We start from the raw sequence: 11,960 nt of genomic DNA, 5'->3' as shown, positions 1-11,960 counted from the left end.
GGCGTGTAACTAATCTGGTCCCTTTGCGGCAAATGACCGAAAGGACCACGCAAGATGGATGGCACTCTCGCCCCGGCGAATTGGAAAGTCGGCGTCGATATTGGCGGAACCTTCATGGATTTCTGCGCGCTGGACACGACCAGCGGGCGCATCGCGTCACTCAAGGTACTGACCACGCCCGATGAGCCGGGCGCCGAATTGCTGACCGGGCTGGACCTTCTGGCCGAGCGTGTGGGGCTGGATCCGGCCTGCGTGTCGCGGTTCGTGCACGGCACCACGGTGGGCGTCAACACAATCTTGCAGCGCAAGGGCGCGCGGTTGGCGATGATCACCAATGCAGGGTTCGAGGATGTGATCGAACTGGCGCGGCTGGCCATGCCGGACATGTACTCGCTGTTTTGTCACCGCGCCAATCCTTTGGTGCCGCGCGACCGCATCTTCGGCGTTCCGGCGCGGCTGCGTGCGGATGGCAGCGAACCGCTGGCGCCGACGGCCGAGGCGGTGCGTGACGCTGTCGCGCAGGCGCGCGATGTCGGAGCGGACGGGATCATCGTCTCGTTCCTGCACAGCTGGCGTAACGGCGCCCAGGAAGCCAAGGTCAAGTCAATGATCGAGGCAGAGGCGCCTGATCTTTTCGTTTTCACCTCGTCAGAGGTCTGGCCGGTCATCCGGGAATACGAGCGCAGTTCGACCGCCATCCTCAACGGGTATGTGCACCCGCGCGTGGCTGGGTATCTTTCGGCGCTGGAAGACCGGCTTGCGTCGCGTGGCGTGCCGGCCAAGGCATTGCTGACCAAGTCAAACGGCGGGCTGATGAGTGCTTCCGAGGGGCGTCGGGGCTGTGTCTCGATGCTGCTTTCGGGCACTGCGTCGGGCGTGATGGGCGCCGCGTTCCTGGCACGGCAAGCTGGGGAGTCGCAGGTTCTGACGCTGGATATCGGTGGCACGTCTGCTGATTTCGCGCTGATTGTAGATGGAGAGGTCCAGTACGGTTCGGACGAGCGGATCGGCGACTTTCCTCTTCACATTCCTTCGGTATCGGTAAGCTCCATCGCCATCGGCGGTGGCTCCATCGCCAGCGTCGACAACCATGGCGTGCTGCGCGTCGGGCCGGACTCGGCCGGCTCTACGCCAGGGCCAGCCTGTTACGGGCGAGGTGGAACGGCGCCGACAGTGACCGATGCGATGGCCGTCTGCGGTTGGCTGGGGCAGGTCGAGATGGCCTATGGGCAGTTGAAAATCGATCGTGATCTGGCCCGCGCGGCTGTGGCCGGACTCGCCGAGCCGATTGGGCGAAGCGTCGAAGAGACCGCGCAGGCGATACTGGATATCGCGGTGTCCGAGATGTTCGTCGAGGTCGAGAAGCTGGGCTCGCGTGCGGGGGTCGACCTGCGAGACTTTACGCTGATGCCATTTGGCGGCGGCGGGCCGATGCTGGGTGCCTTTCTGGCAAGAGAACTGGGCATGGAGCGGGTGCTGGCGCCGCGACGGCCGGGCGTGGTGTCCGCGTTGGGAGGACTGGTGGCCGACATGCGGGGTGATTTCCTGCGGACGGTGTTCAGGGACCTTGACGCAGCCGCCGTGTCAACGTTGCGCGCCGCGTTCGAAGCGCTGCGGGACGAGGGACAGGCATGGCTGACGGCGCAAGGCCATGACGGTCCGGCTCAGATCCGGCTTTCGGCCGATATGCGCTACGCCGGACAGAGCTATGAGATTGAAACGCCGCTGGAGCCGGACTGGCTGTCAGACCCCGCTCGCATGGCGGCCGCTTTTCACGAAACGCACCGTCAGATCTATGATTTCAATGATGATGACGGGGCGATCGAGATCGTGAACCTGAGGCTGGCGGCAATCGGGCTGACGCCCAAGCTTGACATGGCAGCAGAGCCATCGGATGGCGCGTCCCAAGCCACGCCCGAGCGGTACGTGCAAGTGCATTTGAACGGCGCGCGGGACATCCCGCTGTTCCAACGGTCCGATCTGGTCTCGGGTACGGAATTCCACGGCCCCGCCGTGGTGTGTCAGGAGGACACGACGCTGGCCATCCCCGGTGGTGCGACGGCGCAAGTAGACCGGCATCTCAACATCCATCTGATATTCGCGGAGTGATCCCATGACCGAAAAGATGACCCTTCAGGTTTTGGCCAACCACGCCCGCGCAGCGGCCGAGAACATGGCGTATACCCTGCAACGCACGGCCCATTCCGCCTTCGTGAAAGAGACGCAGGATTTCACCGTCATGATCATGGACCGTGCCGGCGACACCTTTGCCGTGCCCATGAGCCTTGGTGCCACGTGGTACCCCGGCCTGACCTACGGACGCGCCATCGACATGATCGACGGCTACCGTCCCGGTGACGTGGCATTTACCAACGATCCTTATTCCGGGCATGTCGCAACCCACGCCCCCGATACGCATTTGTGGAAGCCGGTCTTTCACGAGGACGAGATCGTGGCCTGGACCGGGGGGCATATCCACAACACCGATATGGGCGGTGCGGTGCCGGCGTCACTGTCGCGTTCACTGACCGAGATCCATCAGGAAGGTGTGCGGTTCCCGCCGATGAAGCTGGTGAACGAAGGGGTCTTCGACGCGCAGATCCTTCGGATCATGGAGACGAACGTGCGCAAGCCGGGTCTAAATGTCGGCGATATCAAGGCGCTGGTGGGCGCACTCAACACCGGCGAGCGCAAGGTGCACGGGATGCTGGCGCGGTTCGGGCGGCACGGATTCGTGTCGGGTGTGGCCGCGCTCAAGGACCAGGCCGAGGCGCAGGCGCGAGAAATCCTGAGGGCGATCCCTGATGGTGACTATTCCTTCGCCGACTACGCGGACGAGGATAGCGATTTCGCCAATCCATGCCGCCTGAACCTTACGCTACGTATACGTGGCGACAGCGCGGAGCTGGATTTTACCGGATCGGATCCGCAGCTGGGCTCGTCGCTTAACGTGCCATCGGGGGGCGACCCACGTCACACGATCCTGATGGTGGGGGTCTACTATGTGCTATACACGCTCAATCCGCGGCTGTTGCTGAACACCGGACTGACACGGCCCTTTACCTGCATCGCGCCCGAGGGGAGCGTGTTGAATCCCGTGGCGCCAGCGGCTGTGGGAATGCGATCGCTAACCTGTGCGCGGCTGCGCTCGGTCATTTTCGGCGCGTTCAGCCAAGCCGTTCCGGACCGGATGCCCGCCGCGCCCGCCGGCAACAACTGCATCGTCAACGTTATGACACACGACGAGCGCACCGGGCAGAAAATCATCGCGGCGGTGAACCCGGTGGTCGGAGGCGGAGGCGGAATGCCCGACCGCGACGGCACCAACGGGTCTGGCGCGGATGCGGCCTATCTGCGCAATACGCCGATCGAGATCACCGAAACCGAGGTGCCGATCGAGTTCGTCAAATACGGTCTGGCCCGCGACACCGGCGGGGCGGGGCGCTGGCGCGGCGGGCTGGCCACGGAAATGGCGTTTCGCGTTTTCACACCCGATACGCGTATCACGGCCCGCAATCGCGACCGTTCGCGGTTCCGGCCTTGGGGCGTACTGGGCGGGCGCGCGGCGGGGCTGGCCGAGATGGCGGTCAATCCCGACACGCCCGAGGCACGCCGGATGGGCAGTGCCGACACAGCCATATTGCAACCGGGCGACGTTCTGTCGCTGAGGTCTGCAGGAGGAGGCGGGCGAGGTGATCCGATGGAACGCGAGGCCTGGCGCGTCGCCCTCGACGTGCGGCGCGGCCATGTCTCGGACGAGGCGGCGCGATCCGAGTATGGTGTGGTCCTGCTGGACGACGGAGAGGTGGACGAGGCGGCCACGGCCGCACTGAGGTCCGCCTCAGGCGCGCATGAGAATCATTTCCATTTCGGACCCGAACGCGAGGCATACGAGGCACAGTGGACGGCCCCGGCCTATGCGCGCCTGACCGACATCCTGGCGGCGCTGCCCGTCCATTGGCGATTTTTCGTCAAGACGGAGGTTTTCCGCCGTATGGACGGGCGCGCGGGCGCCGAAGGAGTCAGCGCCGCTTTCGACGAGACCTGCGTGCGGTTTCCCGACATCCCGCAAAGTCAGGCCACGGCAGAGGCCGCGGAATGAGCCGTTCGGGCGCGATGCACACGGGGCGTCTCCAACGTCTGGCCGAAGCGGATCGTCCTACAGTGACCTTTACCTTCGATGGGCGTGCGCTGTCAGGGCTGAAGGGCGATACGCTCCTGACCGCCATTCTGGCGTCGGAACCCTCGCTGCGGGACGCGGAGTTCGGGCCAGAGCGGCGCGCGGGCTTCTGCCTGATGGGCGCGTGCCAGGATTGCTGGCTGTGGCAGGAAGACGGCCCGCGTCTGCGCGCCTGTTCGACATTGCTGCAAGAGGGGATGCGGTTGCGCGCGGCCCCGCCCGACCGCTGGCCCGGGCCATGACGCGCGTGCTGATTGTTGGGGCGGGGCCGGCGGGCATCCGCGCGGCGGAAACGCTCGTCGCCGCCGGTCTGTGCCCGGTTGTCGTGGACGAGGGTGCACGCGCCGGAGGCCAGATCTATCGTCGTCCCCCCGAAGGCTTCCTGCGCCCGCCGCGTACCCTGTACGGATCCGAGGCCGGGAAGGCCATGAGTTTACACGAGACGTTCGATGGCCTCGTGCGTGAACGGCAGATCGATTATCACCCTCGGTGCAGTGTCCTGGGTCTGCAGGACGGGAGCGCTCAGGTGCTCTCTCCTGACGGTGTCCTGTCGCTGACATACGATTGCCTGCTGCTCGCGCCCGGTGCGACCGATCGGCTGGCGCCGGTGCCGGGATGGCAGATGGCGGGTGTCTATTCGCTGGGTGCCGCGCAGATAGCGCTGAAGTCCCAGGGCGTGGCACTCGGACGGCGGATCGTGCTGGCGGGATCTGGGCCACTTTTGACGCTGGTGGCCTCGCAGCTGATTGCCGCGGGGGCGACGGTGGCTGCGGTGCTGGACACCGCGCCATGGCGTGCTCAGATTCGTGGCGGAATCGGTATGGCGCTGGCCCGGCCGGGGGTCACGCTGCGCGGTCTGCGGTTGCGGGCCGGGCTGGGCCGGCGGTACTCGGCCGGTGTCAACCTGACGGAGATCGAGGGTGATGGGAGCGGCCCTGCCGCGATCACCTGGCGGGACGCGGGGGGCCGGCATCACCGCACGGCCTGCGATACCGTGGCGCTTGGGTGGCACCTGCGCGCCGAGACGGCGCTGGCCGATCTGGCGTGGGCAGAGTTCGCGTGGTCGGATACATGGGCGCAGTGGCTGCCCCGGACGGACATGGCAGGACGGGTCCGGGACGGGCTGTACCTGGCGGGGGACGGGCTGTGTCTTTTGGGAGCCGACGGAGCGGAGATCGCCGGGCGGCTGGCCGCGCGTGCCTGCCTTGCCGATCTGGGGCATCCCGTGGACACGGGGGAGCAGGATGGCGATATTCGAAGGATGCGGCGCATGGCCCGTTTCGCCAAGGCGGTCGCCGCCGCGTTTCCCTGGCCTGCGGAGATGGTCCGGGCCGTGCCGGACGAAGCGGTCCTTTGCCGGTGCGAAGGCATCACCGCGGGCGAGCTGCGCCGGAGCCTGAGCCTGTCCGGAAAGGATGCGAACCGGGCCAAGTCGCTCAGCCGTGTCGGTATGGGGCGCTGCCAGGGCCGGTACTGCCAGATTGCGGGGGCCGAGGTGATGGCGGGGCAGGCAGGGTGCGATCCCGCCTCCGTGGGCCGTCTGCGGTCACAGCCGCCCGTGCGTCCTGCGCCGCTTGGCCTGTTGGCCTCCCGCGCCGATGCGCCCGAATGAGCTACACAATCTTCTGCGTCCCATGATGGCGATGGCGGCGAAAAATGCCGCCATCCGAACGCTTTCGGCAAGTGTTGCCAATCCGATCACGTCAGACTGTGGACAACCAACGAGAGGTGACCATGACACTTGCCTTCGATCCTGCGGAGCTGACGCTGCCCCGCGGGCATTACATCGGTGGACGCTATGTGACCGCCCGCGACCAAATCACAGTGACGGCCCCGTCGAACGGTGCCACGCTGGGCGCAGTGCCCCAAGCCGACATGGCAGTGGTGGACCGCGCGGTCGAGGCCGCGCGCACCGCACTGCGCACATCCGGCTGGGGGCGTGCGTCCCCGCGCGAACGGTTGCGCGCGCTGCATCGGTGGGCCGACCTGATGGAAGAGGAGGCCCCCGTACTGGCCCGGCTGGAAGCGGTCTGTTCGAGCCGCCCCGTGGCCGACACGGTGGCCGGGGACATCCCCGTGACCGCCGAGCAGATCCGGTTCTTCGCCGAGTTCGCCGACAAGGAATGCGACGCGCTGGCGCCCACGGCAGAGGGAAGCCTGGGTATGGTCACCTCGGAGCCGCATGGTGTGGTGGGGGCCATCACTCCGTGGAATTTCCCGATCTCGATGGCGGGTTGGAAACTGGGCCCTGCGCTCGCCGCGGGGAATGCGGTGGTCCTGAAACCGTCAGAGATGACGCCCTGGTCGGCGCTTTACATGGCCGAGCTTTCGGTGCGCGCGGGCCTGCCCGAAGGGCTGTTCAACGTGGTTCTGGGCGATGGTCCGGAAACCGGCGCAGCGATCACGGGCCATCCGGGCATCGACAAGATCTCGTTCACCGGCTCGACCCGCGCCGGTGCCGCGATCATGGAGAATGTCGCCAGGTGCGGGATCAAGCCGATGACGCTGGAGCTTGGTGGAAAGAGCCCGATGGTCGTGTTCGAGGATGCCGACCTCGATCTTGCGGCGGAGTGCCTTGAACGTGGTATCCTGCCCAATGCCGGCCAATTCTGTGTCGCGGGTTCGCGGATGATCGTGGCCCGGGGGATTGCGGAGGAATTGGCACAGCGTCTGACCGAAAGGTTCGACCGGCACACGCCGGCCAGCACCTGGGACGCCCAATCGGGCTTTTGCCCGATCATATCCGAAGCGCAGCTTGGCCGGATCGACAGCCTCGTGCGCGCGGCGTGCGACCAGGGGGCTGAGGCGTTGTGTGGCGGGGCGCGGTTCGACCACGAGGGTAGTTATTACCGACCCACGCTGCTGGCGGGGCCGTCACCCGATAATCCTGCCGTGACCGAAGAGATCTTCGGTCCCGTCGCCACATTTCAAACATTCGAGACCGAGGACGAGGCCATTTCGATGGCGGCGCATCCGACGTACGGGTTGTGCGCGGGCGTCTTCACCCGTGATTTGGGCCGCGCGCTGCGCGTGTCGCGCCGGATCGAGGCGGGGACAGTCTGGATCAATCGCTATGGCCGCTCGCGCGACCACATCCTGCCCACCGGCGGATGGAAAGCCAGCGGGCTGGGCAAGGATCTCGGGCGCGAAGCCTATACCGCAAACCGCCGCACAAAAGCCGTGCTGGCCGCATTTTGAACAACGTATCCGAAGGACCATCCATGACCGAACACCAAATTGCGTTGATTCCCGGGGACGGGATCGGAGTTGATGTGACCCAGGCCGCCATGAAGGTATTGCAGGCCGTCGCCGGGATGGAGAGTTTCACTCTGCACACCGGAACGTTCCCGTGGTCCTGCGCCTATTACCACGAGACGGGTGCGATGATACCGCAGGACGGGATCGAAACGCTGCGTGGTTTCGACGCGATCTTTCTGGGGGCCGTCGGCTGGCCCGAGTCGGTGCCGGACGCGGTGTCGCTGCACGGTCTGCTGCTGCCGATCCGCAAGGCGTTCGACCAGTATGCAAATATCCGCCCGCACCGTCTCTTGCCGGGTGTCGAAGGCCCGTTGAAGTCGGGCGCGTTCGACATTCTGTGCATCCGCGAAAACACCGAAGGCGAATATGCCGGTGCGGGCGGACGCGTGCATCAAGGGCGTGATAACGAGGTCGCGGTGCAGACCTCGATCTTTACCCGGCAGGGGGTGGAGCGCATCCTGCGTTTCGGGTTCGAACAGGCGCAAGCGCGGCGGGGGCACCTGACCTCGGTCACCAAGTCGAATGCGCAGCAATACTCGATGGTCTTCTGGGACGAGATGACGCGCGCGCTGGCCGCGGAGTACCCCGATGTGACTGTCAGCCATGTCCATATCGACGCCATGGCCGCCAAGATGGTGATGAACCCCGAGAACCTCGACGTGATCGTGGCGTCTAACCTTTTCGGTGACATCCTGACGGATCTGGGCGCGGCCATTCAGGGCGGGCTTGGGTTTGCCGCGTCTGCCAATATTTGCCCCGACCGGTCCGCGCCATCGATGTTCGAGCCGGTGCATGGCTCGGCCCCGGATATCGCCGGCAAGGGGATTGCAAACCCCATAGCGGCGATCTGGTCGGGGGCGATGATGTTGCGCCACCTGGGCGAGGACAGAGCTGCAGACAGGGTGGAAAAGGCGATTGCCGAGACCACGGGTCAAGGGATCGGGATTCGCCCCGGCAGTCACGGCACGGACGAGATTACCGATGCGGTGATTGCCGCGATGAAAGGGTGAATGATGAAGCTTTGTGATTCTGATCTTTTCCGCCAGGCCGCGTTGATCGACGGTGACTGGATTGAGCGTGCAGACATGCAGGTGATAAACCCAGCGACCGGCCAGGTGATGGGCACCATGCCCGACATGACCGCCGAGGAGACAGAGCGCGCCATCCTGGCGGCGGAGACGGCGATGCGGGACTGGCGGACGCGGACCCATGCCGCACGGGCCGACCTTCTGATGCGATGGCATGACCTGGTGCTGGAGCATACCGAGGATCTGGCGCAAATCCTGACCGCCGAGCAGGGAAAGCCGCTAGCCGAGTCGCGTGGCGAGGTGGCCTATGGCGCATCCTTCATCCGCTGGTTTGCCGAAGAGGCACGCCGCATTGACGGGGCGATCATCCCGTCGCCGGTGCCGAGCAAGAAGATCCTTGCAATGAAGGAGCCGGTGGGCGTGTGCGCAATCATCACCCCGTGGAACTTTCCGATCGCGATGATCACCCGCAAGGTGGCGCCCGGTCTGGCGGCGGGATGTACCATGGTGATTAAGCCGTCAGACTTTACGCCTTACTCGGCGCTTGCGCTGGCCGTGCTGTCCGAGCGGGCCGGAATTCCAAAGGGCGTGCTGAACATCCTGACCGGGCGGCCGGAGGAGATTGGCAAGACGCTGACTGCCTCGCCGGTGGTGCGCAAGCTGTCCTTCACCGGCTCTACGCGCGTCGGCGCGCTGCTGGCCGAGCAATGCGCGCCCACGCTCAAGAAGCTGTCGCTGGAACTGGGCGGCAACGCACCGTTCATCGTGTTCGACGATGCCGACCTGGAGGCCGCGGTCGAAGGGGCGATGCTGTCAAAATTCCGCAATGGTGGGCAGACCTGCGTCTGCGCGAACCGCATTCTGGTGCAGGCGGGGATACATGACGCATTTGTGGCGGCGCTGTCAGAGCGCGTGGATGCCTTGAAGGTCGGACCGGGCGACGCGGAGGGAAGCGACATCGGCCCGATGATCAACGCGGCCGCAATCAAGAAGATCACTACCCATGTTGAGGATGCCCTGTCTAAGGGGGCGCGGCGCAGCACTGCCGCGCGCGAGCTGGCAGCGCACTATGCCGATCCGATGGTTTTGACCGACGCCACGTCCGATATGCAGTTGGCCAGTGAAGAGACTTTCGGCCCTGTTGCGCCAATCTTCCGTTTTGAAACCGAGGACGAGGCGATTGCCTTTGCCAATGGCACGCCCTATGGGCTCGCAGCCTATTTCTACACCCGCGACCTAGCGCGGGCGTTCCGCGTGGGCGAGGAGCTGGAGTTCGGGATCGTGGCCTTGAATACCGGGGTGGTCAGCCATGCCGAAAGCCCGTTCGGCGGCGTCAAGGCCTCGGGCCTTGGCCGGGAAGGGGCGCGGGAAGGCATCGAGGAATATCTCGAGACCAAGGCGTTTCACATGGGCGGGCTTTACGACTCCTGATCAGCACGCGCGACGCCGCGGGTGTCATAGGCCCGCGGCGTCGAGCATTTCGTAGCAGAATGTCGTGGCACGTACCGCGATGGCGCGCATAGGATAGAACGGGATCTTCGGGATACCTTCGCGGGCGATCAGGCCCAGGTCGTGTGGCTGGCCTGTCATGCGGCGCCCCATCTGATCGCCGACATAGCCCGACATGGCGACGCCAGCACCATTGAACCCAGCCGCATAGGCCACGCGGTCCGACAGAAAGCCCGCCTGCGGCAGGCCATCGAAGGTCAGCGCGACCTGGCCGGACCAGCGGTAGGCGATCGGTATGTCCGCCAGTTCGGGGAAAATCTTGACCATGGCGCGTTCTAGCCGGCGGAACGCAGCAGGGGATTCGACGGCGCCCAGCGCGCCACGACCGCCAAACACCACGCGACCGTCGACCTTGCGGAACCAGCGCATCATGCGTCGGGTCTCGTTATAGCTGCGGGATTTGTGCAGCAGGCGTGTGTTTAGCTCATCCGGCAGCGGTTCGGTCGCGATCATCGCGCTACGGAAAGGCACGAGACTGCGCGCGACGGGCTTTGCCGCCGACGTCAGCCAGGAATAGGCATTGGTCGCCAGTAGCACGCGGTCGGCAAGCACGGATGCGGACGGTGTCGCAAGGCGGACCTTTCGACCCTCCGCCGTGACCGATTGGACGGGCGTATTGGCATAGAGATCTATGCCCCGCGATTGCGCTGTGCGCCAAAGGGCGCGCAGATAGGCCAGCGGCTGGATGGTGCCCGCACCGTCTTGCAGGACGCCACCGACAAAACTGCGGGTTCCCGTTTCCTCGGCGACGGCGTCGGCCTCCAGGATATGTACGCCGGTGTCGCCCATCGTGTTGCGCAGCCAGTCGGCCTCGGCCCGGGCGTGATCGAACGCTTTGCGGGAATGCGCGCATTTCAACGTGCCCGATTTGCGAAAGCCCGCATCAGTCAGATCGTACCTGTCGACGGTTTCGCAGACGTGGTCGAAACTGCCCGTGGCGAGGGCGTGCATCCGCTTTGCCATGTCCAGCCCATGAGACCGTGCGATGTCGCCGAAGCCGCGGCGAAACTTGGCATTGACCACGCCGCCGTTCCGCCCGCTGCCGCCGATACCGGGCTCGCCGGCCTCGAGTACGGCGACGGACAGGCCCGCCTCGGCAAAGGTCAGGGCGGCGTGCAGGCCGGTATAGCCGCCGCCCACGATTGCTATGTCACAGGCGGTGTCCTGTGCCAGAGCCGGAAAATCGGCGAGGGGCGGGGCCTCGCTGCGCCACAGCGACGGCGCGGGAGCCGGGAGGCGCGTCATGCGGTCCCAAAAACCTTATCGGCCAACGCGCCGAGGCTGGGCAGGCGCAGATCCGGTTCGGTGAAGGTCTCCGGTTCCGGCGAGGCGCCGTAGCCGTCCTGATCATGCCGCCGTTCGATCCAGCAGGTGGCGTAACGCAGGGATTTCGCCACGCCGATGTCGTGGTGCTGGCTTTGTGCGACGTGCAGGATCTCGCTTTGTTTGTAACCGTGCGCAGAGAGCCGCCCGCGGGTGTAGGCAAAGAACCGGGGGTCCGGCTTGGGGAACTGCGCCTCGTCCACAGTCACCGAGTCGTGGAACGGAAGACCAAGCCGGTGCGCATAGGCGGAATAGGCCGTGCGGTCGGCAATTGTCATGGCGACGAGATGAAAGCGCGTGCGCAGCCGGGCCAGGGCCTGGGCCGAATCGGCGAAGGCGGGCCATTCCAGCACGGACAGCTGAAAGTCGCGGGCGGCGTCTTGGGTCGCGGGCAGGCCCAGTTCCTGCGCGAGGTGCATGTAGACACCGGCATAGGATTCGCTCGACCGGCCCTTGTTGCGGGCGCGGCCCGCCATGTAGGGCCCGAAGATGTCGTCGTCGGACAGGTTGGCGGCGGCGTCGCCACCGATTCGGCGCACGGCGTCCAGAACGCCTTTTTCAAAGTCGATGCAGGTGCCGACAATGTCGAATGTCAGGACCTTGAAGGGGGAAAAATCCATGAAAAGCCTCGTGGTGATGGCCCGTCCGGGCGTTTGTGTCCG

General features: G+C 65.5%; 9 protein-coding genes. 7 read left to right on the top strand and 2 right to left on the bottom strand.

The features are described 5' to 3' along the window. Positions 1-54: 54 nt before the first annotated feature. From XM53_RS19070 to XM53_RS19040, 7 genes are all read left to right on the top strand, one after another. Positions 55-2,109 carry a hydantoinase/oxoprolinase family protein gene (locus XM53_RS19070; protein ID WP_057796255.1) on the top strand — a complete coding sequence of 685 codons (2,055 nt, stop codon included), beginning with the start codon at positions 55-57 and terminating at the stop codon, positions 2,107-2,109. A 4-nt stretch (positions 2,110-2,113) separates the two neighbouring features. Beyond that, positions 2,114-4,102, top strand: a complete 1,989-nt coding sequence (locus tag XM53_RS19065) for a hydantoinase B/oxoprolinase family protein (protein ID WP_057796253.1) — start codon at positions 2,114-2,116, stop codon at positions 4,100-4,102. Continuing rightward, a complete protein-coding gene (locus tag XM53_RS19060; RefSeq protein WP_057796251.1) occupies positions 4,099-4,422 on the top strand; it encodes a (2Fe-2S)-binding protein in 324 nt (107 codons plus the stop codon). The genes XM53_RS19065 and XM53_RS19060 overlap by 4 nt, the downstream gene beginning before the upstream one ends. Next, the gene (locus XM53_RS19055; protein WP_057796248.1) at positions 4,419-5,792 is read left to right on the top strand and encodes an NAD(P)/FAD-dependent oxidoreductase; all 1,374 of its coding nucleotides are present in this window, start codon (positions 4,419-4,421) and stop codon (positions 5,790-5,792) included. The genes XM53_RS19060 and XM53_RS19055 overlap by 4 nt, the downstream gene beginning before the upstream one ends. A gap of 122 nt (positions 5,793-5,914) precedes the next feature. Beyond that, a complete protein-coding gene (locus tag XM53_RS19050) occupies positions 5,915-7,378 on the top strand; it encodes an aldehyde dehydrogenase family protein (protein ID WP_057796246.1) in 1,464 nt (487 codons plus the stop codon). A gap of 23 nt (positions 7,379-7,401) precedes the next feature. Continuing rightward, entirely contained in the window at positions 7,402-8,448 is a 1,047-nt protein-coding gene (locus XM53_RS19045) for a tartrate dehydrogenase (protein ID WP_057796244.1), read from the top strand. A gap of 3 nt (positions 8,449-8,451) precedes the next feature. After that, positions 8,452-9,897, top strand: a complete 1,446-nt coding sequence (locus XM53_RS19040) for an NAD-dependent succinate-semialdehyde dehydrogenase (protein ID WP_201455447.1) — start codon at positions 8,452-8,454, stop codon at positions 9,895-9,897. Between the two features lie 24 nt (positions 9,898-9,921). Here the strand turns inward: XM53_RS19040 and XM53_RS19035 are convergent, their stop codons facing one another. Beyond that, a complete protein-coding gene (locus tag XM53_RS19035; protein WP_057796241.1) occupies positions 9,922-11,220 on the bottom strand; it encodes an NAD(P)/FAD-dependent oxidoreductase in 1,299 nt (432 codons plus the stop codon). After that, positions 11,217-11,918 carry an HAD-IA family hydrolase gene (locus XM53_RS19030; protein WP_057796239.1) on the bottom strand — a complete coding sequence of 234 codons (702 nt, stop codon included), beginning with the start codon at positions 11,916-11,918 and terminating at the stop codon, positions 11,217-11,219. Before XM53_RS19030 ends, XM53_RS19035 begins: the two co-directional genes overlap by 4 nt. Positions 11,919-11,960 lie beyond the last annotated feature (42 nt).

This window comes from Roseovarius atlanticus (assembly GCF_001441615.1).
GTDB lineage: Bacteria > Pseudomonadota > Alphaproteobacteria > Rhodobacterales > Rhodobacteraceae > Roseovarius > Roseovarius atlanticus.
The sequence above is the reverse complement of the archived record's forward strand: the minus strand, read 5'-3'. Positions and strand labels throughout refer to the sequence as shown.

Bases quoted from the DNA above. Each gene is read 5' to 3' on its own strand.
- XM53_RS19060 (WP_057796251.1), top strand. From the start codon at position 4,099: ATGAGCCGTTCGGGCGCGATGCACACGGGGCGTCTCCAACGTCTGGCC.
- XM53_RS19040 (WP_201455447.1), top strand. From the start codon at position 8,452: ATGAAGCTTTGTGATTCTGATCTTTTCCGCCAGGCCGCGTTGATCGAC.
- XM53_RS19045 (WP_057796244.1), top strand. From the start codon at position 7,402: ATGACCGAACACCAAATTGCGTTGATTCCCGGGGACGGGATCGGAGTT.
- XM53_RS19055 (WP_057796248.1), top strand. From the start codon at position 4,419: ATGACGCGCGTGCTGATTGTTGGGGCGGGGCCGGCGGGCATCCGCGCG.
- XM53_RS19030 (WP_057796239.1), bottom strand. From the start codon at position 11,918: ATGGATTTTTCCCCCTTCAAGGTCCTGACATTCGACATTGTCGGCACC.
- XM53_RS19070 (WP_057796255.1), top strand. From the start codon at position 55: ATGGATGGCACTCTCGCCCCGGCGAATTGGAAAGTCGGCGTCGATATT.
- XM53_RS19035 (WP_057796241.1), bottom strand. From the start codon at position 11,220: ATGACGCGCCTCCCGGCTCCCGCGCCGTCGCTGTGGCGCAGCGAGGCC.
- XM53_RS19065 (WP_057796253.1), top strand. From the start codon at position 2,114: ATGACCGAAAAGATGACCCTTCAGGTTTTGGCCAACCACGCCCGCGCA.
- XM53_RS19050 (WP_057796246.1), top strand. From the start codon at position 5,915: ATGACACTTGCCTTCGATCCTGCGGAGCTGACGCTGCCCCGCGGGCAT.